Origin of the sequence: Altererythrobacter lutimaris, assembly GCF_013371495.1 — a bacterium.
Taxonomy (GTDB): domain Bacteria; phylum Pseudomonadota; class Alphaproteobacteria; order Sphingomonadales; family Sphingomonadaceae; genus Erythrobacter; species Erythrobacter lutimaris_A.
In genome coordinates, this window is the sequence record NZ_JABWTA010000001.1 from 488,041 (window position 1) to 515,007 (window position 26,967).

The window sequence follows — 26,967 nt, forward strand, 5'->3', positions numbered from 1 at the left end:
ATATAGGGGTGTATTAACAGATTACAACACCAAGAGGCAGGCATTCTCCATGACGGCAATCATAGACCTACACGGACGCGAAATATTGGACAGCCGCGGCAATCCGACTGTGGAAGTGGATGTTCTGCTGGAAGATGGTAGCTTTGGCCGTGCAGCGGTCCCGTCAGGAGCCTCTACAGGCGCGCATGAAGCGGTTGAGCTGCGCGACGGAGACAAGGCGCGTTATCTGGGCAAGGGCGTTCTGAAAGCAGTGGAATCGGTCAATGGCCCGATTGGCGATGCGCTACTCGGCATTGACGCAGAAGATCAGCGTGACGTTGATCTTGCCATGATCGCGCTCGACGGAACGCCAAACAAGGGCAAACTGGGCGCGAACGCCATTCTTGGTGTGAGCATGGCAGTGGCCAAGGCCGCAGCCAATGCGCGCGGCCTGCCGCTCTATTCCTATATTGGCGGCGTGTCCGCGCATGCACTGCCGGTGCCGATGATGAACATCATCAATGGCGGAGAGCATGCCGACAATCCGATCGACATCCAGGAATTCATGGTCATGCCGGTTGGCGCTGGCTCTATTGCAGAGGCGGTTCGTTGGGGATCGGAAATCTTCCACACGCTGAAGAAGGGGCTGTCGCAGAAAGGCCTCGCGACGTCTGTCGGCGATGAAGGTGGGTTCGCACCTGACCTTGCGAGTACGCGCGATGCGCTCGACTTCATCATGGCATCGATCGAGCAAGCTGGCTTCAAGCCTGGCGAAGATGTCACCTTGGCGCTCGACTGCGCATCGACGGAGTTCTTTGCCGATGGCCGGTACGATATGGCAGGTGAAGGGACTTCGCTTAGCCCGGATGAGATGGCGCAATATCTCGCCGATCTGTGCAAGGATTATCCTATCCGTTCGATCGAGGACGGCATGGCAGAAGATGACTTTGCCGGCTGGAAAGCTCTGACAGACCTCATCGGTCACAGTGTGCAGCTCGTCGGTGACGATTTGTTCGTGACCAACCCTGCGCGTCTGAGCGATGGCATTGCTCAGGGTCTTGCGAACTCGCTGCTGGTGAAGGTCAATCAGATCGGAACGCTGTCGGAAACGCTTGATGCGGTCGATATTGCCCACCGCGCAGGCTATACCTCTGTAATGAGCCACCGTTCGGGTGAAACCGAGGATGCGACGATTGCGGATTTGGCGGTCGCGACCAATTGCGGGCAGATCAAGACCGGATCGCTCGCCCGGTCAGACCGGCTGGCGAAATACAACCAGCTGATCCGGATCGAGGAAGAGTTGGGTGACAGCGCGAAATATGCAGGCGCGGCTTGCTACGGCAAGCGGAGCGCCTGATCGAGGGCGTCGCGGAAATACGCTTCCATCCGCTGGACACCTTGCTCCGATAGTCGGACCAGCACTCGGCGCTGGTCTCGTACATCATGTTCGCGTTCGAGCAGGCCAACCTCTTGCAGCACGCCCAGCCAGCGAAGACCTGTCGTCGGCGGAGATGCTGAGCCGATGCAAGCACTGGAGACAGATACTGCCTTTCCTTCCGCGTGAGCGATATAGAGGTCGAGCAGTATGTCCCAGGCGGGTTCGCCGAAAAGCTCCTCATTGTCGAAGACGCTCGCGCGTTTGCGCCGTGCATCGTATCGGGCGCGAGCGAGTGTGAGGAATTGGCTTTGCTCATCACCGGGCTTATGGCTATCGCTGCGCCGCGAAACCAATTCGGCGGCGTTTTCCGGAAGCGTCGGGCCTTTCCCCGCCGAATGCGAATTCGCTTCACCCGTTTGCTGAGACGATTGGAGTTCATTCGCAAGCGCTTGAAGCTGCTCTGACAGCTGGATCAAATCGTCACGGTTTGGCAGTTGTCGCGAAGGGGTTTCTTCACGCGCCAAACCATTGTCAGCGTTGTCGCGGCGTACTCGTGCCCGAGTCACCCTCTCAGTGTCTACCCGAGGCTGGATAGAAAGGCCGGGGCTAGGGGTGGGGGACCTGCTCGCCATCAGCTTTGCCTTTGCACTGCGCTAATCACGGAAGCATCAGCCGATTGCTGCGCGAATATGTTCTTTGTGTGATCCAATAGGACCTCCTGCGACTGCAGGGGCTCGTTTGAAATCGATACTGCGGAATTCGGGTACAGGTCTCCGCCGGCAAAAATCGCTGCCGTGCACACCATGTTGGTGTCCCTATACCCGTTCCTGATTTCGCCCCTGTAGTCTTAGGATTAGCAGAGCCCTCGTGGACAATCCTATCCGCACGAATACCTAAGCTGGCAGGCAGTTAGCCTCCGAACCGGCCCTGCAGTTCAAGCAAAATCAGCGCTGCTTTGGCTGCTTCGCCGCCTTTGTCTTTCTGTGCCGGATCTGCGCGGACAAGCGCTTGTTCTTCGCTTTCAGTGGTCAGAATGCCATTGCCGATTGCGATACCGTCCATGGTCAATGCCATGATCGCACGCGCGCTTTCGCCAGCCACGATCTCGAAGTGATAGGTCTCCCCGCGGATCACGACGCCGATAGCAACAAAGCCGTCATACATGCCGCTTTCAGCCGCCATTGCGATAGCGCCGGGCACTTCAAGCGCCCCGGGTACTGTTAGGACTTCGGCTTCATGGCCGGCCGCTTCGATGGCAGCGCGCGCGCCTTCGATCAGCATGTCATTCAAATGCGCGTAGAACCGCGCTTCTACAATCAGAATCTTGGCCATGGTTACTCCGGAATGGGGTGAGTGCTGACGATGTTGAGGCCATAGCCTTCAATCGCGACGACATTGGGCTGAGAATTGGACAGAAGGATCATGTCCTCGACTTTCAGGTCTGCGAGGATTTGCGAGCCGACACCGACATTTCGAACCTCGTCTTCCTCGCTATAGCCTTTATTGCCTGCAGGACGGCCAGTGATGAGCACGATCAGGCCCGAACCGTGTTCGCCAATCGCTTGCATGGCACGCTGAAGAGTGCGCTTGCGAGGTCCCGGCTTGCCCAGCAGATCGTCAAAGATCGAGATCGGGTGGACGCGGGCGAGGGTGGGTTCCCCAGGCGTGACCTGGCCTTTCTGCAAAACATAGCTGTCACTGCCGTCGACTTTGTTGCGATAGGTCAGCATGCGCCAATCACCGCCATAATCGGAAGTGAAGCTCTGCTCACCCGTGCGCTCGACCAAGTGATCGTTGCGCATGCGGTATTCGATGAGATCGCGGATCGTGCCGATCTTGAGGTTGTGCTTGCGGGCAAAGATGATGAGATCGTCGAGACGCGCCATGGAGCCGTCTTCATTCATGATCTCGCAGATCACGCCTGAGGGATTGAGGCCAGCGAGCCGCGAAATATCGACCGCGGCTTCGGTGTGGCCAGCGCGGATGAGCACACCGCCATCGCGCGCGGTCAGCGGAAACACATGACCTGGCGTGACGATATCGTCGGGGCCCTTAGTCGCGTCAATGGCGACTGAAATTGTGCGCGCACGGTCCGCTGCCGAGATGCCGGTTGTGACCCCTTCCTTCGCTTCGATGGAAGTCGTGAACGCGGTCTTCATCGCTTCAGTGTGATTGCGGCTCATAGGTTCAAGATTGAGTGCATCCACCCGAGCACGGTCTAGCGCGAGGCAGATGAGGCCGCGGCCATGCGTCGCCATGAAGTTGACCGCCATAGGTGTCGCCATCTGGCCCGGAATGATGAGGTCGCCTTCATTCTCGCGATCCTCGTCATCGACCAGGATATACATGCGGCCATTGCGGGCCTCTTCGATGATTTCCTCGATCCCGACAAGGACAGGGCTGTCGTCGTGCGTCAGAAGAAAGCTTTCGAGCTTGGCGAGCGTTTCAGCGGTGGGGTTCCACGCGCTTTCGCCTGCATCGCGCAAAGTGTTAGCGTGAAGACCAGCGGCACGCGCAAGCCCACTCTTGGTCATATCGCCGGATGTGATAAGATCGCGTACGCGGTCGATTACAGTAGCCATGGGAAGCGCATAATCACATTTCAATGTGATTGCAAGTGCGCTTATACTACATCACGATGTGAATTTTGGTTTCTGGACGTATGGTGGACTCACCAGGTTTCGAACCTATGGTCCACAGATATGGCATGGAATAGTTGGCTTTGCTCCTAGACACATCCGAATTGTCAGAGGAGATATTCATGATGCTATTCGGTTCCATCGCCGCGACGTTATGTCTGCACCCGCTACCAATTGAGTGTGCCAGTGTGCAGATGCTTACACACAGTTCTGCGCGCTCTGAGAGCCACGCTATTGCAGGAGAGTTGTACTCCGTTCCGGCATATACGTTACTCATGAACAGCCAGTCGCGGGACCTCTTTCAAGCGTTCATGACTGACACCCAAGGCCTCAGCAATCCGATCGATACCACCACTACAACAGAAGACGACAATCAGCGGATCGACCGTGAAGTTGCCAATTACAAAGCGCTGGCTGATCGTATCGCAGATGGCCGCTACGAAGCTTTGCCTCGGCAGCAACGCGATCCAATGCTTCAGGGCATCAAGATGTTTTATCAGGGCGCTGCCGCATCAACCGACCGGGAGATTGAAACAGCACAAGGCATGATAACCGGGATCGGACGCGCCGATGCCGCTTACAATTTCCTCATTGCGCATGAGGCATACCTCTATGCAGGCGACAAGCTGTTTCCCGGCGACCCCGCGATCAGCGCCGCGCGCGACAAAGTCGCTGTAGCCATCGCCAAGCTCGGCGGTTCAAGAGCGTCGGCTCAGGACGCCGCGGATGCTGCAGAGCTTGAAAAGGCTCGCAAAGTCCGGATGCCCGCCGCCATGACGCAAGACAAAGGGGCGCAGGCCCTGTTCCGCCAAGCCTGGCGCACAAGCGGCATCGATTGGACCATCATGAAGATCAATGTGACAAGCGGCTGGCGCGACAAGGTCGAATATGGGCGCGTCATCGGTCAACGTCGCGACGCTGCGATAGCCGCGCGCGATCCCGACAACCCGAAGCGCTGCAATCTCTATGACTTCACTATGTTCCGCGACAAAAGCGGCGCGGTACGGCGCGATTCCCATAACACCACGCGGATCGCGTGCGAAAATGTGAAATAGGAAGCTGCCCCACCACTTTCGCTCTGCCACAGATATGGCATTGGACGGCGTGCCACGAATATGGTTGAACGCGAGACCATGTGGTGCGCTGAACGCGCTGGGTCAAGCAAGCGACGGGTGGAATGCAGACAGCCAAACCATTGCGCTGGTTGAAAGCGATTGCGCTGCTGCTCGGCGGAATAGCGCTGCTGCTTGTAAGCCAGATCACGTCCGAGACTCTGTCGCGCGCAGGACCTTACCCGATTGATCAGGACCTTGCGCTGATCCTACCGCAAACACCACCACAGGATCTGGACGATGCACCTCGCGTAAAGCCTGAATTCTCAGCCGCGCCAGCCTATGTCTATGACGATCCGGCCGGGCGCGAAGCGGGTCCCGGCATCTTCGAGACATCGTTCGAATGGCGCGAAGGCGAACCGCCCCCTGCGCTGCTGTTGGCATTTTTTAGAAGGCTCGAAGCGATTGAGCTCAACGGCAATCCGGTCGCCATGCAGAACATGCGCAACCAGTCACTTGTCGGCGCTTGGCATCCGGTGGTTGTGTTGTTCGAGCGCGAGCATCTGGTCGATGGCAAAAACCTCCTTCGCATCACGGATGTCGGAACGTCGCGCAAGGTTCTGCCCGCTTTCAACGTGGTCGCGGCCGAGCAAGCGGAAACCGCCGCATTCTGGGGAGCGTTCTTCGAATTGCATCTCACGCTGGCTGTCACAGGCATCATGCTGTTCGTTGCCTTGTTCTGCGGCGTCGTGAGCTGGCCGCGCAAAGAACGATTGCAGATCCGCTGTTTCATCGCCTTGCTTCTGGTGTGGAGCCTGAGAAACGCGATGGGCTTCGACCTGCTAGGCACCATGCCAAGCCCGTGGCGGGTCTTCGCTGCATACTGGATCGGGTATGTGCTCGCTGCGGCATTGGCGGCCTATTGCTTTGCCTGGGCCGGAATGAAGGCGCGCGCGGTATTCAGCGCTTGGGCCGTCGCCGGCTTAGCGATCCTTGTGACGCTGGGTATGGGCTATCAAAGCAGCACGGCTGCATTCGAAATCTCCTACACGGTTGAGAGCGCGCTCATTCCCGGGCTTGTGATCCTTGGCTTAGCGGCGGCAGTGTATTCCGAAGTGCGCGGATCATTAAGCCGCCCCGTCCAGCTTCTGCTGATTGCAGGTGCAGGCACCGCGCTTGCGCTCGATGCACTGGATGAGCGGTTTGATCTGGCGCTTGGCCTGCTCGATCCGCAACCGATGATTTACTACGCAACGCCGCGCCATGGCATTCTGCTGGCACTGGGTCTGCTTGGCGCGATGGTGTTCCATCAAATGCGTGCGCGCAAGTTGTCCGAAGATTTGAATGGCGAGCTCAACCGCAAGCTGGTCGCCCACAAGGCCGAACTGGCGGATGTGCATCTGCGCGAGAAACGATGGGTGCGCGAACAGGCCTTCAGCGAAGAGCGTCAGCGCATCATGCGCGACATGCATGACGGGCTCGGCAGCCAGCTGATGGGCATGCTGCTTGCAGCGCGTCGCGGCAAAGCCGAACCGGAAAAGGTCGCAGAAGGCCTGCAACAGGTCGTCGATGAACTGCGCTTGATGATCGACTCTATGGACTCAGTTGGAGAATCGCTTGGCTCTGCCCTCGCAAGCTTCCGCAACCGCTTGCAGCCACGAGTAGAAGACGCTGGCTTTGCGTTCCGCTGGGACAATCAGCTCGGCGACGACCTGCCGTCCTATCCGCCGCGCACCGCCTTGCAGCTGTTCCGGATCATGCAGGAAGCGGTGGCCAATGCGCTCAAGCATTCAGGCGGTTCGGTTATCACGATCTCACTCACAAAAAACACAGTTGCCGGAGACTGGCTGGAAGTGATCATTGCAGATGACGGTCCGGGCATAGACGGGCCTCGCATTGGCGGTCACGGGCTTGACAATATGGCTGCTCGCGCGGCCAAAGAAGGCGGCAGGGTTGTCTTCGCGTCGCCGGAGGAAGCCGCCGGTGGACGCGTGACGATACTCTTCCCGATCGAGGTAAAGCATGGGTAAGACGCAGCGCCAATGGAACCACCGCATTGCGATTGTCGAAGACGATCCGACCGTGCGCGAACACTTTATCGAGATTGTCAGCGGGCAGGACGGACTGGACCTCGCAGGCGTCGCGCCGAGCCTTGCAAGAGCGCGCGATCTTCTCGGCCAGACGCAGAAGCCTGACCTTGTCCTGCTCGATATCGGATTGCCCGATGGCAGCGGGCTCGACTTCATTTCCGAAATCCGTGCGAAGTGCGGTGCGAAGATCCTCATCGTCACCAGCTTCGGCGACCGCGAGACCGTGGTCGATGCGATCAGGGCAGGCGCTGACGGCTATCTCCTGAAAGACAGCAGTGTGGCTCAGATCCTCGACGGCATTGAAGCGACGCTGGCAGGCGGCGCTCCGGTCAGCGCAGCCGCCGCCGTCTATCTGCTTGACCGGTTGCGGCATGGCTCGTCCTTCGATGTGGAGACAGTCGCGGAAGAAGATGCCGGGCTGACCCCGCGCGAGGTCGAGCTGCTTGAGCTGTTTGCCAAAGGCGAAAGCTACAAGGATGCGGCGCGTTCGCTTGGCATCTCACCGCTTACCGTGGGCAATCACGTCAAGTCGATCTATCGCAAGCTGGCGGTCCATTCGCGTGGCGAAGCGGTCTATGAAGCGATCAAGACAGGCCAGCTAAAGATCTGATTACCATGGTGTAAATCGCGTGCTGCCACAGATATGGCACTAGGCGTGTGGCATGCCGCAAGGGCGTGTGATCGCATAGAAACTTCCCAAAATATCAGGGAGTTTCAAACATCATGACACACTATTCACTTTCGAAGGGCGCGCTTCTTTTGACCGGGGTTGCAGGTCTTGCGCTAACGGCTGGTCCGGCGCAGGCCGCTACAGGCTCTATCAGCAATATCGGCGCGACCGACCGGCCCGCGACAAACCAGTGCCGTATTTCTTTTCAAACAATCGCAACCGGTGTGGTTGCTGACAGCGGCTCAACTGACCGATACGCCGTCACTTTGGAGCAAAGCTCAGGTCTCGTCGAGCGCCAGTTCAACGATGGTGTGCAAGTGGGGTTCTCCGAAACGGAACCGCGCATATTGGACACAGCATCTTCGCCCATTCGGGACCAGAGGTCAGTAAAGATCAGAGAGAGAACAACTGGGCCATTGCTGGGCGATATCGACAGCGTCAACATTCCCCGCTCAGTGCTCATCGCTGCGGGTGGCAATTGCGCGCTTTCAGCGCCGAATACTGCGCCAGTAATCGATGCCGGCCCTGATCAAACACAAGCGCCTAGCAACTTCCAACTCGTCGGCTCGAGCTTCGATGCCGAAAACGATGCCATCGCTTTCAATTGGACGCAGGTTTCCGGCCCTACCGCAATAATCAATTCACCGACATCGCGAACAACGAGTGTTTCTGGGCCCACGGTGTCATCTCCCACCACGCTCGTGTTCCAATTGGAAGGAACAGACGCTGCGCTCGAGACAGTTACAGATACTGTTTCAGTGACGGTGCTTCCTAATCAAGCCCCTGTCGTCGATGCTGGCCCTGACCAGACCATCGCGGGGGACAGCACCGTTACACTCGCGGGCAGCGCTACAGACCAAGACAACGATCCGCTGATCATTCAATGGACGCAAACCGGCGGAGCAAATGTCACGCTCAGCGATCCGAGCGCGCTCAACCCGACTTTCACCGCTCCGCCCCGGGCGCGCGACGATGAGGTCCTCACATTCGAACTCAGCGCCAATGATGGCACGGTGACGACGACCGACACAGTCACCATCACTGTTGCCGGCAATGAAGCGCCCAATGTCGTCGCAGTCATCAATCCCACTTCCGGACTTGGCAATTCACAATTCACGTTGGACGGCTCCGGAACGACCGACCCTGAAGGCGATCAGATCCTCTATGTCTGGTCGCAGGTGAGCGGACCAATCGGGACCATCGCCAATCCCAACGCAGCGGTGACAACTTTCACTGCGCCACAAGCGGGCGTCGGAGTGAACCAGACCCTGACCTTCCAGCTGACGGCTGTCGATACTTTCGATGAAAGCGACAGCGAGACAGCCAGCGCGACCCTGCTTGCGAACAGCGCCCCGGTGGCGGATGCGGGGGCTGACCAGAGCGTTGGCGGCAATTCAGTGGTAACACTTGATGGCTCGGGCTCCACGGATCCTGAAAACGATCCTCTGACCTTCACTTGGTCGCAGACGGCTGGCGCAAATGTGACCCTAAGCGATATAAACGCGGTGCAGCCGACCTTCACGACTCCCCCTGCGACTGGTCAGGACCAGACATTCGAATTTGAATTGCTGGTTGAGGATCGCAGCAGCGGAGGAACCTCCAATTCTGGCGGCAAGTCCCGCTTTGCACCACCACCCACAAGCTCAACAGACACGGTCGTCATCACAGTCCTCGCCAATCGCCCGCCGGTTGCGAATGCCGGACCCGATCAAGGCCCGGTTGATGCCGGCCAGACGGTTACGCTGGATGGCACAGGCTCTTCCGATCCAGACAATGAAGCGCTGACCTACACCTGGGTGCAGACCAGCGGAGACGCGGTCACACTGAGCGATCCCAATTCCGCACAGCCCACATTTGTCGCGCCCAACGTCAATGGCGCAGTGACCTTCGAGCTTACTGTAAGCGATGGCTCCTTCTTCGCGCGTGACACTGTGAGTGTCGAGCTGCGCGCGATCGGCTCGATCACGATCGTCCAGCAGATCATCGGCAGCGATACGCAAGTTGCCTTCACGTCGAGCCTTGCTGCACTGACGACCACGCTCAGCACCAGCGATGGGACTGCGCAAGTCAGCGCGCAAAATGTGCCGGTGGGAACTTACACAGTGACCGCCGCTGATCTGACAAGCCTGGGCATAGGCATCACCGACATTACTTGTTCGGACAGCGATTCCATCGGTGATCTCGCAACGCGCACGGCAACAATCGAGCTTAGCGCAGGCGAAGACGTAACCTGCACATTCAGCTCGGCCAATTCGCGTGAAGCGGCGCAAGCGGCGATCTACAACTTCTTGACCGGTCGTAACCAGCTGATCCTTTCGCATCAGCCAGATCTGCAGCGCCGGTTGGATCGTCTCGCGGATCGCAGCATCGGGCGTCAGTCCGGGTCTGTGAACGCTTACGGCGTGCCTATTCCGGGCTCAGAAAAGCTGCCGCTCCAAGCCAGCATGATGGACGGACAAGCGCGCTTCTCCACCAGCATGGGCATGGCGATTGGCGGCGCGAGCGAGCGCAAGTTCGATGTCTGGGCTGAAGCCTATTTGAGCCGTGCAAGCATTGGCATACAAGATGCCGATTTCCGCATCCTGCATGTCGGCGCTGATGTTAAACTGGCGGACAGCATTCTTGTCGGCGGGATCTTGCAGCTCGACGATTATAGCGATCGCGGCGAGTTTGAGGTGGGCGAAGCCGAAGGCGACGGCTGGATGGTCGGGCCTTATGTCACAGCACAGTTGGCACCGCAGCTTTACCTCGAGGCAAGGGCCGCCTGGGGTAGCTCGGACAACAGGGTCTCACCTCTCGCTGACATTGTCGATGCCTTTGACACGGATCGTAGCCTCTATTCCGGCTCGCTTTTCGGCGAGCTTGAAGTCGGTGACGACACAGTGCTGCGGCCGGAACTCACCGTGCGCCACTTCAGCGAAAAGCAGAAGGCTTACACGGACAGCTTCGGCATTACAGTATCTGCGCAAACCGTCGATCAGGGCGATGTCAGCTTCAAGCCGCGTCTGTCGCATTTGATCGAGCTGGAAAGCGGCTGGTCACTTCGTCCGTTCGGCGTGATCGAAGGTATCTATACTTTCGGTACCGAGCCGGACGGCGCCCTTGCGAACATCGTCCCGACAGCTTTTTCCGATGCGTTTGGCGGGGTCCGCGCGCGTGTTGAAGGCGGCGTCGATATCTTCAGCAAGGGCGGCATCAGAGCGAGCGTCTCCGGCTTCCACGACGGGATCGGCGCAAGCGAATTCAGCAACACAGGGGTCCACATCGGACTGTCTTTCGGGTTCTGACCCGGTCCGAAAGGCAAACTTGATGGTGCGGGAGGTATCAGGGGCTTGCTGCAATGCCTCCCGCATTTTTTCTCAATTCAGGAAGAATTGCACCATGACAAAAGGGAAATCGCACTATGTACCGCTGCTCGGCAGCATGGCCTTGCTCGCGGGGTGCGGGGAGGCGCCCTCAAGCGAAACGGCTGGCCCACCATCCAATCTCGATATCAATTCAGCTAAGCGCCAATGCGCGACGGTTGCGTCCATCAATCTGATGGGTAGCGGAGTGCCAGACGAAGCGATCGAGGCTGTTTGCAGCTGTAGTATCGACAAGCTGGTAAGGGACGGAAAGTTCAGCGATCAGCGCCAGCCAACCGAAGCGGAAGCCGAAGAGGCGATGAACACCTGCATCGACGAAGTCGCAGCGCAGATGTCTTCCGATTGAGAATGGCTTGGTCGGAAGTACCTGAGGAATTCAAAGAGAATAGAACGGCGCTTCAACAGGTTTCTCAGCAGAGCCATTTGTAAAGCAATGAGGCCAGCTCGCGCTGAGCATCAATTGTTGGATTCGTGTCGAAAACTGCCAGACAGCTTTCCAGTCCTGATTTTCAAGATCAGAGGGGCCGCAAACATCGAAGGATTGTTACCTTCAGCGCTATCTCGTTCCCGCTTGAAACTTCGAGGCAACGCTGAATAATTGGAAAATGGTGGACGCACTAGGGTTCGAACCTAGGACCCGCTGATTAAGAGTCAGCTGCTCTACCAACTGAGCTATGCGTCCACACCGGTTTTACCGCTTGGAAAAGTAGCGTCTGACGGAGCGTAACACCGCATCCGATTCGCGCGAGGCGCTGCATATAGCGACGCTAGCGATATTGAAAAGGGGCTATTGCAAACTGCGAGGGTGAGCTGCTCAGCCGAAGCGCGCTTTTGGGGAGTTCCGGTTCCAGCGGTTCACCATCAAGAGTGCGCCGATACAGATCATGTTGGTCATCATGGACGAGCCGCCATGGCTCATGAAGGGAAGAGGAATACCAACCACGGGGGCAAGGCCCATGACCATCATCAGATTGATTGCAACGTAGAAGAAGATGGTTGCCACCATGCCGCCTGCGATCAGCCTTGCGAAACGGTCTTGCGAGGCGCGCGCGACTTTCCAGCCCCAGCTCAGGATGATAGCGAAAACGCCGATCACGAACACGCCGCCAATGAGGCCCCATTCCTCTGCCATAGTCGCGAACACGAAATCGGTGTGCGGTTCAGGCAAATAGTTGAGGTGGCTTTGCGAGCCTTCGTTGAAACCTTTGCCGGTAATCCCGCCAGAGCCAATGGCGATCTTCGATTGCGTGATGTGATAGCCTGCGCCTAGCGGGTCGCTTTCCGGATCAAGGAACGTCGTGACGCGGCGCTGCTGATAGGGTTGTAAGCCGAAGAAGAAAGCCAGCGGTGCAGCTACTGCGGCGGCGCCTGCTCCCCAAACGAACCATTTCATCGGCAGCCCGGCGAGGAACATGATGACGACGCCGCCGAACACGATGGCAAGCGAGGTTCCCAAGTCGGGCTGCATCAGGACCAGCAAGACAGGCAGCCCGATCAGTGCGCCCGCGGGGACAAACGCTTGCCAGCTATTGAACATGCCCACTGGCAGCCCGTCATAGAACCGAGCTAGCGTCAGGATAATCACAGGCTTCATCAGCTCTGACGGCTGCAATTGCATAAAACCCAGATTGAGCCAGCGCTGGCTCCCGCCACCGACAAATCCCATTGCCTCCACTGCGACTAGCATCAGTAACACGCCGATATAGGCCGGATACGTCATGAACTTGACGAAGTCGCGCGGCATGACAGCGATGACGCTCGCCATCGCGAGGAACACACCAAAGCGGATCAGATGCGAGGATGCGTAGGGCTGCATCGAGCCGCCCGCCGCGGAGTAGAGGACCGCTGCGCCGAACGCGATCAGCGCGAAGAGCGGGATCAGCATTTGCCATGGCTGGCGCGCTATCGGGGCAGGGACGATGCTGTTCATGGCTGCGGCATCCTCTCCGACGGTGGTGGAGGGGGATTGGGTCGTGTCTCAGTCACAAGCGGCTCGGCAATCGTCGCGGTCTCCGCGCTCGCTGCAGCTTCAGTTGTAACAGCAGGTTCTATCGGAGTAGTTGGAGCGCTTTCTTGCGGGACCGCCGGCGCGGTGCGAGGTTCACCTCTTGGCGCAGCTTCAGGACGCGGCGCGACTACGTCATTCGCGATTTCCTCAGCTTGCGTGGCTGCGAGACGAGCTTCGGCTTCGACCTGGTCAAAAATGTCTTCATCGCGGCGAGGGGGAGGCGTGACCAGCTGGCCTCGCTCTGCCGCATATGCTGCATATTTGCGCTCAAGCCGTTCTTGTGCGGTGCCGCCCCATTGTTTTTCAAGTGCGCGCAAGGCCTCCATGCCTTTCGCAGGATCGAACAGGAACGTGCAGACATCGCGCGCGATCGGGTAAGCAGCGCCTGAGCCTCCGCCATGTTCGATTACCACCGCCCCGGCATAGCGTGGATTGTCGAACGGCGCGAAGAACGTGAACAAGCCGTGGTCGCGGAATTTCCACGGGCCGGTCTTGCCGTCTGACTTGTTGAGCGAGACGACTTGTGCCGTTCCGGTCTTGCCCGCCATCTTGATGTCTTCAAATGGCAAGCGCCCGCGCCCGGCAGTACCCGGGCCATTGACCACATCGCTCATCGCCTGGCGCACATAGCGCACATGCTCGTCGGAAAAATCGACCTGATCGAAACCCTTGGGCTCAGTGTCCAAGGTGAGGCGCGGCATGACGTGTCGTCCAGTGGCAAGCCGCGCCGCGCTGACGGCAAGCTGTAATGGGTTGGCGAGCATATAGCCTTGCCCGATGGTTGCGTTGACAGTGTCGAAGGCTTGCCACTCGCGATCATATTTTTTGAGTTTCCACTCAGGATCAGGGACCGTGCCATAAAATTGACTTGTCACCGGCAATGGGAATTCTTCGCCCAAGCCGCAGCGCTTATTCATTGCAGCAATCGGATCCATCCCGATCCGCTGCGCGAAGTAGTAATAATAGACGTCGCAGCTCTGATAGATGCCCTTGGCCATATCGACGGTGCCATGTCCGCTCCGCTTCCAGCAGCGAAACACGCGGTTGCCGACGCGCAGACCGCCTCCGCAAAAGACAGTCTCGTCCGGGGAGAGACCCTCTTGCAAAAAGGCCATCGACACCATCGGCTTTACAGTTGAGCCAGGCGGGTAGAGACCTTTCAGAACCTTGTTGCGGAGCGGCACGCGCTCGTCATCACGTAACATGGAATACTCGACACTGCCAATCCCGTCAGAAAAACTGTTGGGATCGAAACTCGGCATGGATGCCATGCAAAGGAGATCGCCAGTCAAGCAGTCCATCACGACGACCGAGCCGCTTTCCAGCCCGATGCGCCGCGCGGCATAGTCCTGCAGCGGCCCATCTATCGTCAGACGGACAGGATTGCCTTGAACGTCTTCGCGGGTTTCCAGATCGCGTACGATGCGGCCAGACGCGGTGACTTCAACGCGCCTTGCTCCGGGCACACCGCGCAATTCCTGCTCGAACTGTTTCTCCAGGCCATCCTTGCCGATCTTGTAGCCCGGCGTGATGAGCAACGGATTGCGGTCTTCCTCATACTCCTCGGCAGAAGCAGGTCCGACATAGCCGATCAAATGGCCAACAGATGTGGCGGTCGGATAGAAACGGGAGAAGCCGCGCTGCGGGACGACACCCTGCAGATCCGGCAACCGCACACTGACGGCAGCGAATTGGTCATATTCAAGGCCGCTCGCGATCTCAATCGGTTGGAAGCCGCGCGCTTGTGCGATCTCTTCCTTGATATCGCGAATACGGTTTGGCTCCAGCGCCAAGAGCTCGCCAAGCTGGTCGACGGTCGCTTCCGGATCTTTCAAGCGCTCCGGGATCACGTCGACGCGAAAGTCTGCACGGTTCGAGGCCAACGGCGCTCCATTGCGATCGAGTATCCAGCCTCGGCGCGGCGGGATCAGAGTCAGGTTGACGCGGTTGCTTTCAGATTCGACAGTGTATTTGTCACCTTCTGCGAGGACGATGTATCCCATTCGCACAGCCAAAAGCACACCGATCCCGCCTTGCACGGTACCAATGAAAAAACTGCGCCGGTCGAAGTCGTGCTTCAGGGTCGAGGCGCTGATAATCGGGCCTTTGCCCTTCTTCACCATCAGCGAATGACCCTCACGCGCGAAAGCCGGTATTTATCAAGCGTAGCGACCATGAGCGCAATAATGGGGTAAAGCAGAATGGACAGCAAGGCCTGTGGTCCGCTGGCTGTGAGATGGAATACAGACGGCACCGTGCCAGACGCTGCCATGGCGGCAAGCAGATAGAGCACGATGGCTAAACTGGCGGTGAACCAGTCTTGCCAGAACCCGCGAAAGGGAAAGCGCTCCTCGAGCAGTTCAAGCACCAGCATGGTCAAAGACCAAAGCAGGATCGCACTGCCGAATGGTTGACCACTGAATAGGTCATCAAATGCCCCCAAAGGCAGCCCGACCCATAGCGGCAGCAGGCCTGGGCGAACCATGCGCCAGCCCAGCAGAACTATGAATCCCAAGGGCGGAGTCACGGGCATCGCGCCCGCCATGAAGAGGGCGGGCAGCATGGATGCAATCATGATCGAGGCGTAGGGTACGATCCGCGCTCGCAGCGGCGAGTGCACTCGGTTGATGCGACTGCCATAGCGATCAGAGCGCGATTTGAGATTCAAACGCTCCATCAATCGTCGCTCGTTTCTTCGCCCAGCTCCTGCTCGATCGGAGTGGCTGCGCTGTCTACCGCACCCGGTTGCCAAATTGGATCGACCGAGACGAAGTCGGTCGCGGACGGGTCCGCAATCAGCCTCGCAATACCGCCATCATCGGTAATCTCGCTTAGCACGGCGACAGCGACACCAGGACGATAGTAACCGCCAGCACCGCTGGTTACGAAGACATCGCCCACTTCAAGCGGGTTGAGGCCCAAATTGATCAGACGGATGCGGAGCAGTCCGTCACCGCGCCCTTCCGCAAAGGCGACAATCTCGTCCGATGCACGGCGCACGGGCAGAACGCTTTCGCTGTCTGTGAGGAGCAACACGCGTGAAGAATTGATTGAAACTTCCAGCACACGCCCAACCACGCCGCGCGGTGACCTGACAGGTTGTCCGACGGCCACGCCGTCTGCGCTACCTGCACCCAAATATGCAAAGCGGCGGGTACTTGAAGAAGTAGACCCTACCAGACGTGAAACAGTCACTGGCTCGATGTCATTATCCTTCAAGTCCAGCAATGCTTTGAGCCGAGCATTCTCCTGCTCGACAGCTTCTGCCTCAGCAAGACGAATACGGGCGAGCTCGACCTCTTCCTTGAGCGCTGCATATTCGCTGCCGCGCTTAAGATAGCCGGAGACGGAATCGAAAAAGCCTGAGCTGCCGCTGCGTACCGTTGAGGTGGCTTCGCCTGCAGGGGCAACGACCTCATTCGCTCCGTTGCGTAAACCTGAAAAGGCCTGCGGTTGCCAGAAGGAAATGCCGAGGAGAACGCCGCCGATAAGCGCACCGATCCCGGCTATGACATAGCCGGTAAAGACCGAGTATTGCGCTCTGCGCGAATGGCCCGAGCGCCGGGATGATGGCGGCGCCATGCCTTTGTCCTCCTCTTACGCCTGCCTTCCCATGCTCCCCAAAGCAAAGCGGGCTTTGGGTTATGCGTCCATCAGTACGCCGCGATAGACCGGATCTTCCATCGCGCGGCCAGTGCCTACTGCAACGCAGGAAAGCGGGTCTTCCGCTATACTCACAGGCAAGCCGGTTTCCTCGCGCAGATGTTCGTCCAGACGGCGGATCAAAGCTCCGCCTCCCGTGAGCACGATACCTTGATCGACGATATCTGCTGCGAGCTCAGGCGCAGTGTTTTCGAGCGCGATTCGCACGCCTTCGATGATTGCGCCGATTGGCTCTGACAGCGCCTCGGCTACATGCGCCTGGTTGATGGTGATTTCCTTTGGAACACCGTTGACTAGGTCGCGACCTTTGATCGTAATGGACTCACCAACACCGTCTTCAGGCGCGATGGCAACACCGTAATCCTTCTTGATACGTTCAGCCGTGCTTTCACCAATCAGGAGATTATGGTGTCGGCGAACATAGGAAACGATGGCCTCGTCCATCTTGTCACCGCCGGTGCGCACTGATGTGGTGTACGCCAAACCGCGCAGCGACAGCACAGCCACTTCCGTGGTACCGCCGCCAATGTCGACCACCATTGAGCCAACGGGCTCTGTGACAGGCATATCTGCGCCGATGGCAGCAGCCATGGGCTCCAGGATGAGATAGACTTCAGAAGCGCCGGCGTTCGAGGCTGCATCCCGGATCGCGCGGCGCTCAACCGAAGTCGAGCCTGACGGCACACAGATCACGATCTCAGGGAAGCGGAACAGGTTGCGCTTGCCATGCACCTTGCGGATGAAGTGCTTGATCATTTCTTCCGCGATTTCGATGTCGGCGATAACGCCGTCACGCAACGGTCGGATCGCTTCGATGCTGTCCGGCGTCTTGCCCATCATCATCTTAGCATCATCGCCAACCGCTTTGACGCGTTTGATGCCGTTGATCGTCTCAATCGCGACCACAGAAGGCTCGTTGAGAATGATGCCTTGATCCTGGACATAGACCAGTGTGTTGGCCGTCCCCAGGTCAATGGCCATGTTCTGGGAACCGAATTTCAGAAGATTGGAAAAGAAGCTCATGGGATACCGCGAGTTAGTGGGCCTTGGACCGACAGAACTCTCCCCCCGTCGCAGCCCTTAGTTGTTAGGTGTTCGTCTCCTAACCAATAGAGCACACAAAGGCCAAAATAATTGTTGACGGGATCGGTCCTTTTCCACCGCTGGCCTCGAATTTCCGGCAATTGACCGCTAGATTGGCCACCATGCCTGAAATTCGCCGCCTTCCTGCCGCTTTGGTGAACCGCATTGCCGCCGGTGAAGTGGTCGAGCGACCGGCCGCCGCGCTCAAGGAATTGGTCGAAAATGCGATCGATGCAGGCGCTAGTCGTATTGATGTGAAACTGGTCGATGGCGGCCTCACCAAAATCGAAGTGGCCGATGATGGCTGCGGAATGTCGCAAGGTGACATCGCGATTGCACTGGAGCGGCATGCGACCTCCAAACTGCCATTGGAGCTGGTGGGCGAGGAAGGCGCTATAGAGCGTGTTCGTACGCTCGGCTTTCGCGGTGAAGCACTTCCTTCGATTGCAAGTGTCGCGCAGCTGACCATTGAAAGCCGGGTTCGTGAGGCTGAAAGTGGCTGGAAGGCCGTGGTCGATCATGGGGAGCTGGTTGAGGAAGGCCCTGCCGCGCTTCCACCCGGAACGCGCATGACAGTCGAGAAGCTGTTCGCTCAAGTGCCTGCGCGTCGTAAGTTTCTGCGCACGCCAAGAAGCGAATATGCTGCCTGTTTGGATATCGTCCGGCGGCTTGCGATGGCGCGGCCTGACATCGCGTTTTCGATGCTGCATGGAGAACGCAAAGTCATCGCGACACAAGGCGATGAAGCGCTGGCTGATCGTGTGGCCGGGATTGTTGCGCGAGAGCTCAAGGACAATGGGGTCGCTATCGAGCTGGAGCGACCGTCGCCTTCGGGTGTGATGCGGCTGACCGGGATTGCCGGCCTACCGACCTACAATCGCGGTGTGGCCGATCATCAGTATCTCTTCGTAAATGGTCGTCCGGTGAAGGACCGCTTGCTGGTCGGCGCCGTGCGCGGCGCTTACTCGGATATGCTGGCGAGGGATCGCCATGCGGTGCTCGCGCTGTTCTTGGAACTGCCAAGCGAAGATGTGGATGTAAACGTCCATCCGGCCAAGACCGAGGTGCGGTTTCGCGATGCGAATGGTGTGCGCGGCTTTATCGTTTCGGGGCTACGACAAGCTTTGAGCACGGGTGACCGGCGCAGCGCGCAAGGTCCGGATCGCGGCGCGATGGAACGGTGGAAGCAAGAGCCTGCGCCTGCTTTGGCAAGCATTTTCTCGCGGGACTGGTCAGCACCGCAATCGCGCGTTTCAGAAAGCTCGCAAGTCTGGCGCGCGCCATCATCCGATGGCGAAGTGATCGCTGCACCGCATGGACGGGCAGAAGAGGCCGCGCCTTTGCCTGAAGATGCTGCTGAATTTCCGCTTGGCATCGCGCGCGGGCAAGTCGCGAACACCTATATCGTTGCGGAGAGCGCTGACGGGCTGGTGCTGGTCGATCAACACGCCGCGCATGAGCGTTTGGTGCTCGAGCGGCTCCGCGCGGCCGGTGCAGGGGAGGCCGCCGCACGCAGTCAAGCTCTGCTCGTGCCCGATGTGGTCGAAATGGATGAAATTGATTGCGACCTGCTTGAAGAGGCCGCTGATGGCTTTGCCAAGTTCGGGCTCGTGATCGAACGGTTCGGACCCTCGGCCATGCTCGTTCGCGCCATGCCGCACACTTTGCCCAAGGGCGATCCGCAAGCGCTGCTGGCCGACCTTGCTGACGATATCGCCAAACATGGGCAAGCGCTGCTTTTGGAAGAAAAGATCGAGCATGTGCTCGCCACGATGGCGTGCCATGGTTCAGTCAGGGCAGGGCGAGTGCTGAGCGTTGCCGAGATGAACGCGCTGCTACGCGAAATGGAAGCGACCCCGCGCTCAGGCCAATGCAATCACGGGCGTCCAACCTGGGTGAAACTCAGCATGGAAGACGTCGAAAAGCTGTTTGGTCGGCATTAGCCGCGCACAGTACGCGCTCCGCAATACTGCTTATGCATTGAATAGGCTCGCGATGACTATATTCTGCGAAATTGAGTCTGTTATGGCGACCGCTCCAGACAATCGACCAATCGGATCTTACAGCCGACAAATCCCACGTGATCGCCGCTTCAAGATCAATAGATGGGTAAAAATCAGGCAGCCCAACGGCGATACTCTGAATGCTAAGATCTCGGACATTTCGAGGACGGGTTGCCGGATCGAATGTATGGTGAAACCCGACACCGACAAACCAGTCACAATCATGATAGATCAAGCCAAGCGGCTGAATGCGAGGATCGTCTGGTCAAGCGTTGGCGCTTATGGCTGCCAGTTCGACGTCCGGCTGAACGATCGCGAGCTGACTGAGATCGTCTGGATTTAGCTCCACGCCATCCGCAGAGCAAATTGGCCGCCCGACTTGGGTTAAGCTAAGCAAGGAAGACGTCGAGAAACTGTTTGGACGGCATTGAGCTGCTACTGATTGCTATTTCTAGCGAGTCGATACTTTAGCCAAAGTGATCGTAGCCCCTGAGCAAGGCAAAGTGCGCTTCCAACGCCCCAAATATAATCAATGCCCTGCCAAGGGCTTGCCTTGAGCAGGAGCACGCCCAGGACGATACCAGCTATTAGTGTTATCAATCCCAGCGGCACCCAACTGGTTTGCTGAAGATAATTGCGCTGTGCGTCTTCGCTAGAAAGCGCGGGTGAAACAGATGGCTTTCTTCGGAGCGCTTTTTCCGGCGCGCCGTAGATAATCATCGTCCCAGGTACCAAAGCTACAAGTGGACTGCAGTAAATGAATATCGCAATCGGATCGTCCGGATCAAGCCCAGCCGCATAAGTCGCAGTGACCATAATCGTGACTGCAGCAACAACACCCCATATCAGTCGGCGCGAAGAACGCCGAAAATCCTCTAGGCATGAGTCCCTCTCATTGGGTGTGCAGTGGTATGCTGCGCCGCGTTGGTTTCGTCGAAAGAGATATCCATCATCGACCGGCGTAAATTGATCCAAGAACAGACTGTCCATCAAATCAGGTTCTTTGCCTCTGAACAGTCCTTTCAGCCATGACATCGCATTAGCTCTCAATCGGCGCATCCGGATCGCGGACTTGCATCAGCCCGATATTGGTCATCTCCAGCACGACTTCATCGTTCTGATTGAACACCCAGCTGCGTGACTTGGTGAGGCCCATTTCCGGACGAGACTTGCTGCGGCGTTTCTCGATCAACTCGCTTTCGACGCGCAATGTATCGCCCGGATAGACCGGCTTCTTCCATTTGAGATCTTCAAGACCGGGTGAGCCGAGTCCTGCGCTATTCTGCTCCGTGAAATTGTCGACCAGCATGCGCATGGTCATCGCGCATGTATGCCAGCCGCTTGCGGATAGCCTGCCGAAATGAGTCTGTGCCGCGGCCTCATCATCGAGGTGAAACGGCTGAGGGTCGTATTTGCTGGCGAAGTCGATCACCTCTTCGCGGGTGACTTCATAGCGGCCATAGCTTTGCCGTCTGCCGACTTCCAAATCCTCGAAATAGATCCTGTCATCGTTCATTCTGGTCGCCTTTAGACGTTGAACTTGAAAAGCATGATGTCGCCATCCTGGACAAGGTATTCCTTGCCCTCCTGACGCATCTTGCCTGCCTCTTTCGCGCCTGCTTCCCCGTTCAAAGCGATGTAGTCTTCAAATGCTATGGTCTCGGCGCGGATGAAGCCTTTCTCGAAATCGGTGTGGATTTCGCCAGCGGCTTGCGGTGCCTTAGCACCGGTTGGGAAAGTCCACGCGCGAGACTCTTTCGGGCCCGCTGTAAAGAAGGTCTGCAAGCCTAGCAGGGTGTAGCCAGCGCGGATTACGCGGGCCAGGCCGCTTTCTTCGAGACCTAATGCTTCAAGATATTCCGCGCGATCCTCCATCGGCATGGCTACAAGTTCCGCTTCGATCGCAGCAGAGACGACCACCGCCTGCGCGCCCTCGGCTTCAGCCTTAGCAAACACTGCTTCCGACAAAGCGTTACCGCTCGCTGCTTCATCCTCGGCGACATTGCAGACGTAGAGCACGGGCTTGGCCGTCAGTAGCTGCGCCTGGGCGAAAATCCTGGCTTCTTCGTCATCCTTGGGTTCGGTCAGGCGCGCAGGCCTACCATCGCGCAGCAGGTCGAGCGCTTGCCCTAAGACGGACGCCATCAGCTTGGCTTCCTTGTCGCCGCCTGTCGCTCGCTTCTGTGCGTTCGGGACACGTTTTTCCAGGCTTTCCAGGTCAGCCAGCATCAGTTCGGTCTCAACAATTTCAGCATCCGCCAGCGGATCGACCTTGTTGCTGACATGCTGGATGTCATCATCTTCAAAGCACCGTAGCACATGCACAATTGCATCGACTTCGCGGATATTGCCAAGGAACTGGTTGCCCAGCCCTTCGCCTTGGCTTGCCCCTTTGACAAGACCCGCAATGTCGACGAATGCGAGCTGGGTCGGGATGACCTTGGCCGACTTTGCAATCGCCGCGATTTTGTCGAGCCGCTCGTCGGGCACGGCGACCTGGCCGACATTCGGCTCGATCGTGCAGAACGGATAGTTCGCAGCCTGCGCGGCCTGCGTCTCTGTCAGTGCATTAAAGAGCGTGGACTTGCCGACATTTGGCAAGCCGACGATCCCGCAACGGAAACCCATCAGAAACTCCGGAATAATTGATTGGCGCGCCCTTTAGCGGGCATGCCGCATCATTGCCAGCCCAAGAGCGTCAAACGTTATGGACGGCCTTGATCCACGGACCGAAGGGAGATTCGCCAAGCCACCCGACCTGAACTTTCGCGCTGACCTCATTGATTGCGATCTGCGGTTTCGCTCCCGGATGGACTTCACGACGCAAGGGGCGTGTGCCCGGCGGCATCGCGATAATCTCTGCGATGGCATTGGGCACATCCATCGGGTCAGTTGAACCGCCGCCAGTGCGTTGGCCGAGCTGCGCGATCATCGCTTGGTAACCGGACGTATGCTTTTCTTCCGCTCGCTCAAGCAGCGCCAGTGCGTTCTCGTTAGCATTTTTCCAGATCATGGTTGGATAACCGCCTGGCTCGATAATCAGTACGTCAACCCCATGAGGCACGAGCTCATACGCCATCTGCTCGCTCATCGCTTCAAGAGCGAATTTGCTGGGCGAATACTGCGCATATCCCGGAGCAATGACGCGTCCCAATTGAGATGTGACGTTGACGATCAGGCCGGATTTCGCCGCGCGCATTGCTGGCAAGGCCGCACGCGCCATCCGGTGCGGTCCAAATGTGTTCACATCAAACAGCAGCCTGGTCGCCTCCATGTCCTGAATTTCAATCGGCCCGCCCACTGAGGTACCGGCATTGTTGATGAGAACGTCGATTGCTCCTTCGTTGAGCGCTTCAGCTTTGGCAACGCCAGCCGCGACCTGCTCCTCGTCAGTGACATCGATTTCGATGACCGTGATATCGAGCCCCTCATTGGCTGCGAGGGCTTCCAGTTCGTCCGCTTCAGGGCGAGGGAGATTGCGCATGGTGGCAAAGACCTTTGCGCCTTTGCGCGCATAGTCTTCTGCCATCAGCCGTCCGAAGCCAGTGGACGTGCCTGTGATAAGCACGCTTTTGCCGCTCATATCGATGTCAGCTGTGACAATGTCGGATTGAGCGAAGCTGGCCGTGGCTACAAAGGCTCCTGTGGCGGCAGCTCCGGCGAGCAGGGTACGGCGGTTGATATTGGGCATGGGGTATCCTCTCAAATGGTGACGTGACCCTAGCTACTCTTGGAGCCTTAGGGCAAGGTCGCTCATAAAGCGGGCATCGTTACCTTTGGCGAGCCATTCCGCCTCAGCGCCGATCGCGCCAAGCATCTGGACAAGATCATCCTGCTCCGACTTGGCGAAATTGCCGAGTACATGACTGGTCACGCGATCCTTGTGCCCTGGATGACCTATCCCGAGCCGGACGCGGCGGAAGTCCGCACCGATATGCTGGATCGTCGAGCGGATGCCGTTGTGGCCGGCAGCACCGCCGCCGCGCTTCACTTTGACCTTGAATGGATCAAGGTCGAGCTCGTCATAAAAGACAGTCAGGTCCTGCGGGCCGAGCTTGTAATAGCGCAGCGCTTCGCCAATGGAACGTCCGCTCTCGTTCATGAAGGTCGCGGGTTTTAACAGCAGGATCTTGTCAGATCCGATTGTGCCTTCCTGTATCCAGCCCTGAAACTTCTTTTGGACGGGACCAAACCCGTGCATTTCAGCCAGCACATCGACCGCCATGAAGCCGACATTATGCCGGTGCATCGCGTATTTCGGTCCAGGATTACCAAGGCCAGCCCAGATTTGCATTTGGGTTCCCTAGAGCGACCTTCCACAAAACAAAACACCGGACTTCTCGCGAAGCCCGGTGCCTTGGTGATTTCGTATTGAAGTAGGGGAAAAGAGCTTACTCTTCACCGCCTTCTTCGCCAGCGTCATCGCCCTTCTGAGCGGTTGCTTCAACCTCATCAGCTGCGACTTCTTCGCCTTCTTCCTCTTCACTTTCGCTCTTCTTGAGAGCCGATGGAGCGACGAGCGTTGCGATGGTGTAGTCGCGATCAGTGATCGCGCTTTCGCTACCTTCAGGCAGCTTCACTTCGCTGATGTGGATCGAATCGCCGACTTCCTTGCCGGTAACATCCACTTCGATTTCGCCAGGGATCTTGTCGTTCTCGCAGACCAGCTCAAGCTCGTGGCGGACAACGTTGAGAACGCCGCCCTTCTTAAGGCCCGGCGAATCTTCTTCATTCGCGAATACAACAGGGACAGAGACTTCAATCTTCCCACCCTTGGTCATGCGAAGGAAATCGGCATGCTCAGGTCGGTCCGTGACAGGATGCAGCGCCACATCCTTCGGCAGACAACGGATCGTGTCTTTACCGAGAGTGATCTCAACGATGGAGTTCATGAAGTGGCCGGTCATCAACTGACGGACCAGTTCCTTCGATTCCACGTGTATCATAGTGGGTGCTTCTTTGCCGCCATAGATTACAGCGGGTACTCGGCCTTCGCGACGCAGTGCACGGGAGGCTCCCTTGCCAGCCCGTTCGCGCGCTTCGGCCGGCAATGTCAGAGCGTCGCTCATGTCACAAACCTTTCGAATTGCTTTGATTACAGTTTCGGTCCGCCACGCCTCCAGGGATGACCATGCCGCCGAAGCGCGGTCCCTTAGAGGGGAGAGGGGGGAATGGCAAGCTTTGTCTGAGGCGATGCAAGCGGCGTTATTGGATGCGCTCAACCGTGTAGCCAAGCGCTTCCAGCTGTGCAGGCAAACCCTCGGGCCCGACCAAATGCGCCGCGCCAACCGCCACGAACGGCTTTGGATCACCTTGAAGCAAAGGAACGAGCTGGCGCATCCACTCATCATTGCGGTCTGTTAATATGGCGGCGCGCAGCTCCGGGTCTGTCATAATGCCGGTATTTGTTGCTTCGATAAGAATAGTCTCATCGCCAGCAAGCCAGGCATTGCGCAGCCTTGTCGGATCGTCTGACTGGCTCTCCTCCAACACGCCTGAAAGCAGATCGCGCTGATCTTTCTCAGCTAACTGATCGAATATGCCGAGTTGCACATCCGCGCCTTCAAACTCGCGGATATCGCGGCCTTGGAAATCCTTCAGCAGCGCGCGGTCTACGCCATTTGCAGGATCTCCGGTCGCATTAACTTGCGCGAGCATCAGTGCCGCCGCCCAAGTCTCCACGCTGGCGAAATCGTGCGCCGAATAGCCTGCGCGGTCGATCAGATCGAACAGTAAAGGGCGTTCGCTTTGCTCAACCCTTGTGCCAATGTCTGGTTGATCCGGCGTGCGTGAAAGAGCCATGAAGGTGTCGACCATCGCGCGCTGATTATCGAGACCGGCGATCTCTACGACGAGATAATCTGAATTCTCGATCGTGTCCTGGAGGACATCCGTCCGCCACTCGGTTCCGTCAGGCAGAGCATGGATAGTCCCGAACAGCCATCCCTCGGTCGCGCCATCGGGGGACGTTACTTCGTAAAGTAACGGTGATGGCGCTGAACCTTGGGATGGGCTGTCGGGCGTATCGCTACATGCTGCAACGCAGAGCGCTGCAAAGCCTGTCAGAAGTGTTCGGAGCATTACTGGACGCGGGTTACCGTCATTCCGCGCTGTTCGAGATAGTCCTGGACGCTCTTCTCGCCGGCCAAGTGGCCAGCGCCGACTGCCATAAAGACTGTGCCCGGTGCATCCATGCGGGTTTCGATCCAGTCAGCCCAGTTGCGGTTACGATAATAGAGGAGAGCTTCAGCAAGAGCTTCGTCGTCAAGACTTTCATTCATGATGTCAGCCAAGCCTTCCGCATCGCCTTCGAGCCATTCGGCAACCATTGCATCGAGCATCGGCTTGATTTCATCGACACTTTCGGATGCTTCGATAAGGAATTTGACCTGTGCGTCCTGCGGAAGGCCATCAAACACGCCGAGCTGGAATTCAACGGTTTCCAGCGCGTCCTTGTCGATCTCGCCTGCTTGCTTGATCAGGACCGCTTCAACACCTGCGTCAGGTGAATAGCCTTGCTGCATCAGCGGCACGAGCGACATCATCATGCCTGCATACCACGGCTCGAACTGATCGAATGCAGCAGGCGGCACCTGGATTTTCTGCATGGCTGCTTCGTAGATCTTGACCTGATCTTCGCTCATCAGACTGCGCAAAGTAGTGCCAGCCGGCAGAACCGCTGTGGTTTGCACCAGCTCCACCATTTTAGGGCCAGCCATGGCTTCCATATCGACTTCGGTGACCAGCGTGTCGGATGCGGCCAGCGCCGAGGAAATGTCTTCGTCGAGCCACTCTACGTCCTTGGGCAGCGCGTGCACCGTACCGAACAGATAGATCGTTGTGTCTTCATCAGCGACCGACCATAGCGCCGGGCCAGCTGGCGCTTCTGCTACAGCAGGCGCAGTCGTCGCTGCCGCGTGATCATCTGCGGAAGCGGGAGTAGAAAGGAAGGCGACGCTCAGCGCGAGTGTGCCGGTGAGGGTGCGGAATGTGTTTTTCATAAGAATGTCCTTTGAAGGTGAGGGTTTAACCGAGGA

General features: G+C 57.9%; 24 protein-coding genes and 1 tRNA gene. 8 read left to right on the forward strand and 17 right to left on the reverse strand.

Translation table 11 applies throughout. From position 1 onward, the window contains the following. Window positions 1-49 precede the first annotated feature (49 nt). Entirely contained in the window at window positions 50-1,336 is a 1,287-nt protein-coding gene (gene eno / locus HUO12_RS02370; RefSeq protein WP_176272084.1) for a phosphopyruvate hydratase, read from the forward strand. Here the strand turns inward: eno and HUO12_RS02375 are convergent. The 3 genes from HUO12_RS02375 to ribB all read right to left on the reverse strand — a co-directional run bounded on the left by HUO12_RS02375 (window position 1,315) and on the right by ribB (window position 3,939). Then, window positions 1,315-1,923, reverse strand: a complete 609-nt coding sequence (locus HUO12_RS02375; RefSeq protein ID WP_176272085.1) for a helix-turn-helix domain-containing protein — start codon at window positions 1,921-1,923, stop codon at window positions 1,315-1,317. The genes eno and HUO12_RS02375 overlap by 22 nt on opposite strands. A gap of 343 nt (window positions 1,924-2,266) precedes the next feature. Continuing rightward, the gene (gene ribH / locus HUO12_RS02380; protein ID WP_176272086.1) at window positions 2,267-2,689 is read right to left on the reverse strand and encodes a 6,7-dimethyl-8-ribityllumazine synthase; all 423 of its coding nucleotides are present in this window, start codon (window positions 2,687-2,689) and stop codon (window positions 2,267-2,269) included. Between the two features lie 2 nt (window positions 2,690-2,691). Next, the gene (gene ribB / locus HUO12_RS02385; protein WP_176272087.1) at window positions 2,692-3,939 is read right to left on the reverse strand and encodes a 3,4-dihydroxy-2-butanone-4-phosphate synthase; all 1,248 of its coding nucleotides are present in this window, start codon (window positions 3,937-3,939) and stop codon (window positions 2,692-2,694) included. A 368-nt stretch (window positions 3,940-4,307) separates the two neighbouring features. Here ribB and HUO12_RS02390 point away from each other — a divergent pair, with 368 nt between their 5' ends. From HUO12_RS02390 to HUO12_RS02410, 5 genes are all read left to right on the forward strand, one after another. Then, a complete protein-coding gene (locus HUO12_RS02390; protein ID WP_176272088.1) occupies window positions 4,308-5,051 on the forward strand; it encodes a hypothetical protein in 744 nt (247 codons plus the stop codon). Between the two features lie 122 nt (window positions 5,052-5,173). Then, complete coding sequence (locus tag HUO12_RS02395) at window positions 5,174-7,078, forward strand: sensor histidine kinase (protein WP_176272089.1); 1,905 nt, start codon at window positions 5,174-5,176, stop codon at window positions 7,076-7,078. Then, window positions 7,071-7,748, forward strand: a complete 678-nt coding sequence (locus HUO12_RS02400) for a response regulator (RefSeq protein WP_176272090.1) — start codon at window positions 7,071-7,073, stop codon at window positions 7,746-7,748. The genes HUO12_RS02395 and HUO12_RS02400 overlap by 8 nt, the downstream gene beginning before the upstream one ends. Window positions 7,749-7,861: 113 nt before the next feature. Continuing rightward, complete coding sequence (locus HUO12_RS02405) at window positions 7,862-11,095, forward strand: autotransporter outer membrane beta-barrel domain-containing protein (protein ID WP_176272091.1); 3,234 nt, start codon at window positions 7,862-7,864, stop codon at window positions 11,093-11,095. 94 nt (window positions 11,096-11,189) lie between these two features. After that, window positions 11,190-11,519 carry a hypothetical protein gene (locus tag HUO12_RS02410; protein ID WP_176272092.1) on the forward strand — a complete coding sequence of 110 codons (330 nt, stop codon included), beginning with the start codon at window positions 11,190-11,192 and terminating at the stop codon, window positions 11,517-11,519. A 260-nt stretch (window positions 11,520-11,779) separates the two neighbouring features. Here HUO12_RS02410 and HUO12_RS02415 read toward each other — a convergent pair. The 6 genes from HUO12_RS02415 to HUO12_RS02440 form a co-directional block, all read right to left on the reverse strand. Next, window positions 11,780-11,855, reverse strand: a tRNA-Lys gene (locus HUO12_RS02415). A 132-nt stretch (window positions 11,856-11,987) separates the two neighbouring features. Continuing rightward, complete coding sequence (gene rodA, locus HUO12_RS02420; RefSeq protein ID WP_176272093.1) at window positions 11,988-13,103, reverse strand: rod shape-determining protein RodA; 1,116 nt, start codon at window positions 13,101-13,103, stop codon at window positions 11,988-11,990. Then, the gene (gene mrdA / locus HUO12_RS02425) at window positions 13,100-15,304 is read right to left on the reverse strand and encodes a penicillin-binding protein 2 (RefSeq protein ID WP_176272094.1); all 2,205 of its coding nucleotides are present in this window, start codon (window positions 15,302-15,304) and stop codon (window positions 13,100-13,102) included. Before mrdA ends, rodA begins: the two co-directional genes overlap by 4 nt. Continuing rightward, window positions 15,304-15,858 carry a rod shape-determining protein MreD gene (gene mreD, locus HUO12_RS02430; RefSeq protein ID WP_176272095.1) on the reverse strand — a complete coding sequence of 185 codons (555 nt, stop codon included), beginning with the start codon at window positions 15,856-15,858 and terminating at the stop codon, window positions 15,304-15,306. The genes mrdA and mreD overlap by 1 nt, the downstream gene beginning before the upstream one ends. Continuing rightward, window positions 15,858-16,763, reverse strand: coding sequence for a rod shape-determining protein MreC (mreC, locus tag HUO12_RS02435; protein ID WP_176272096.1), 906 nt, complete (start codon window positions 16,761-16,763; stop codon window positions 15,858-15,860). The genes mreD and mreC overlap by 1 nt, the downstream gene beginning before the upstream one ends. Window positions 16,764-16,823: 60 nt before the next feature. Beyond that, window positions 16,824-17,867, reverse strand: a complete 1,044-nt coding sequence (locus tag HUO12_RS02440; protein ID WP_176272097.1) for a rod shape-determining protein — start codon at window positions 17,865-17,867, stop codon at window positions 16,824-16,826. A gap of 182 nt (window positions 17,868-18,049) precedes the next feature. On the opposite strand from HUO12_RS02440, the gene mutL reads away from it, so the two are divergent. Both mutL and HUO12_RS02450 read left to right on the forward strand, forming a co-directional pair. Continuing rightward, the gene (gene mutL, locus HUO12_RS02445) at window positions 18,050-19,870 is read left to right on the forward strand and encodes a DNA mismatch repair endonuclease MutL (protein ID WP_176272098.1); all 1,821 of its coding nucleotides are present in this window, start codon (window positions 18,050-18,052) and stop codon (window positions 19,868-19,870) included. An 82-nt stretch (window positions 19,871-19,952) separates the two neighbouring features. Next, window positions 19,953-20,273 (forward strand): PilZ domain-containing protein, encoded by a 321-nt coding sequence (locus HUO12_RS02450; protein ID WP_176272099.1) that lies wholly within the window; start codon window positions 19,953-19,955, stop codon window positions 20,271-20,273. Between the two features lie 92 nt (window positions 20,274-20,365). Here HUO12_RS02450 and HUO12_RS02455 read toward each other — a convergent pair whose 3' ends face one another. From HUO12_RS02455 to HUO12_RS02490, 8 genes are all read right to left on the reverse strand, one after another. Continuing rightward, entirely contained in the window at window positions 20,366-20,965 is a 600-nt protein-coding gene (locus HUO12_RS02455) for a hypothetical protein (protein ID WP_176272100.1), read from the reverse strand. A gap of 4 nt (window positions 20,966-20,969) precedes the next feature. Then, window positions 20,970-21,446, reverse strand: a complete 477-nt coding sequence (locus tag HUO12_RS02460; RefSeq protein WP_176272101.1) for a MaoC family dehydratase — start codon at window positions 21,444-21,446, stop codon at window positions 20,970-20,972. A gap of 11 nt (window positions 21,447-21,457) precedes the next feature. Then, window positions 21,458-22,558 carry a redox-regulated ATPase YchF gene (gene ychF, locus HUO12_RS02465; RefSeq protein ID WP_176272102.1) on the reverse strand — a complete coding sequence of 367 codons (1,101 nt, stop codon included), beginning with the start codon at window positions 22,556-22,558 and terminating at the stop codon, window positions 21,458-21,460. A 70-nt stretch (window positions 22,559-22,628) separates the two neighbouring features. Then, window positions 22,629-23,621 (reverse strand): SDR family oxidoreductase, encoded by a 993-nt coding sequence (locus HUO12_RS02470; RefSeq protein WP_176272103.1) that lies wholly within the window; start codon window positions 23,619-23,621, stop codon window positions 22,629-22,631. Window positions 23,622-23,654: 33 nt separating this feature from the next. Next, window positions 23,655-24,224 carry an aminoacyl-tRNA hydrolase gene (gene pth / locus HUO12_RS02475; protein WP_176272104.1) on the reverse strand — a complete coding sequence of 190 codons (570 nt, stop codon included), beginning with the start codon at window positions 24,222-24,224 and terminating at the stop codon, window positions 23,655-23,657. 97 nt (window positions 24,225-24,321) lie between these two features. Next, a complete protein-coding gene (locus tag HUO12_RS02480; protein WP_176272105.1) occupies window positions 24,322-24,999 on the reverse strand; it encodes a 50S ribosomal protein L25/general stress protein Ctc in 678 nt (225 codons plus the stop codon). A 136-nt stretch (window positions 25,000-25,135) separates the two neighbouring features. Next, entirely contained in the window at window positions 25,136-26,011 is an 876-nt protein-coding gene (locus tag HUO12_RS02485) for a TraB/GumN family protein (protein WP_176272106.1), read from the reverse strand. Next, window positions 26,011-26,931: a TraB/GumN family protein gene (locus HUO12_RS02490; RefSeq protein WP_176272107.1), complete on the reverse strand. Its 921-nt coding sequence runs from the start codon at window positions 26,929-26,931 to the stop codon at window positions 26,011-26,013. Before HUO12_RS02490 ends, HUO12_RS02485 begins: the two co-directional genes overlap by 1 nt. Window positions 26,932-26,967 lie beyond the last annotated feature (36 nt).

Excerpts from the sequence above, each read along its gene's own strand:
- eno (WP_176272084.1), top strand. The coding sequence starts at position 50 with ATGACGGCAATCATAGACCTACACGGACGCGAAATATTGGACAGCCGC.
- ribH (WP_176272086.1), bottom strand. The coding sequence starts at position 2,689 with ATGGCCAAGATTCTGATTGTAGAAGCGCGGTTCTACGCGCATTTGAAT.
- ribB (WP_176272087.1), bottom strand. The coding sequence starts at position 3,939 with ATGGCTACTGTAATCGACCGCGTACGCGATCTTATCACATCCGGCGAT.
- HUO12_RS02390 (WP_176272088.1), top strand. The coding sequence starts at position 4,308 with ATGACTGACACCCAAGGCCTCAGCAATCCGATCGATACCACCACTACA.
- HUO12_RS02395 (WP_176272089.1), top strand. The coding sequence starts at position 5,174 with ATGCAGACAGCCAAACCATTGCGCTGGTTGAAAGCGATTGCGCTGCTG.
- HUO12_RS02400 (WP_176272090.1), top strand. The coding sequence starts at position 7,071 with ATGGGTAAGACGCAGCGCCAATGGAACCACCGCATTGCGATTGTCGAA.
- HUO12_RS02405 (WP_176272091.1), top strand. The coding sequence starts at position 7,862 with ATGACACACTATTCACTTTCGAAGGGCGCGCTTCTTTTGACCGGGGTT.
- HUO12_RS02410 (WP_176272092.1), top strand. The coding sequence starts at position 11,190 with ATGACAAAAGGGAAATCGCACTATGTACCGCTGCTCGGCAGCATGGCC.
- rodA (WP_176272093.1), bottom strand. The coding sequence starts at position 13,103 with ATGAACAGCATCGTCCCTGCCCCGATAGCGCGCCAGCCATGGCAAATG.
- mrdA (WP_176272094.1), bottom strand. The coding sequence starts at position 15,304 with ATGGTGAAGAAGGGCAAAGGCCCGATTATCAGCGCCTCGACCCTGAAG.
- mreD (WP_176272095.1), bottom strand. The coding sequence starts at position 15,858 with ATGGAGCGTTTGAATCTCAAATCGCGCTCTGATCGCTATGGCAGTCGC.
- mreC (WP_176272096.1), bottom strand. The coding sequence starts at position 16,763 with ATGGCGCCGCCATCATCCCGGCGCTCGGGCCATTCGCGCAGAGCGCAA.
- HUO12_RS02440 (WP_176272097.1), bottom strand. The coding sequence starts at position 17,867 with ATGAGCTTCTTTTCCAATCTTCTGAAATTCGGTTCCCAGAACATGGCC.
- mutL (WP_176272098.1), top strand. The coding sequence starts at position 18,050 with ATGCCTGAAATTCGCCGCCTTCCTGCCGCTTTGGTGAACCGCATTGCC.
- HUO12_RS02450 (WP_176272099.1), top strand. The coding sequence starts at position 19,953 with ATGGCGACCGCTCCAGACAATCGACCAATCGGATCTTACAGCCGACAA.
- HUO12_RS02455 (WP_176272100.1), bottom strand. The coding sequence starts at position 20,965 with ATGTCATGGCTGAAAGGACTGTTCAGAGGCAAAGAACCTGATTTGATG.
- HUO12_RS02460 (WP_176272101.1), bottom strand. The coding sequence starts at position 21,446 with ATGAACGATGACAGGATCTATTTCGAGGATTTGGAAGTCGGCAGACGG.
- ychF (WP_176272102.1), bottom strand. The coding sequence starts at position 22,558 with ATGGGTTTCCGTTGCGGGATCGTCGGCTTGCCAAATGTCGGCAAGTCC.
- HUO12_RS02470 (WP_176272103.1), bottom strand. The coding sequence starts at position 23,621 with ATGCCCAATATCAACCGCCGTACCCTGCTCGCCGGAGCTGCCGCCACA.
- pth (WP_176272104.1), bottom strand. The coding sequence starts at position 24,224 with ATGCAAATCTGGGCTGGCCTTGGTAATCCTGGACCGAAATACGCGATG.
- HUO12_RS02480 (WP_176272105.1), bottom strand. The coding sequence starts at position 24,999 with ATGAGCGACGCTCTGACATTGCCGGCCGAAGCGCGCGAACGGGCTGGC.
- HUO12_RS02485 (WP_176272106.1), bottom strand. The coding sequence starts at position 26,011 with ATGCTCCGAACACTTCTGACAGGCTTTGCAGCGCTCTGCGTTGCAGCA.
- HUO12_RS02490 (WP_176272107.1), bottom strand. The coding sequence starts at position 26,931 with ATGAAAAACACATTCCGCACCCTCACCGGCACACTCGCGCTGAGCGTC.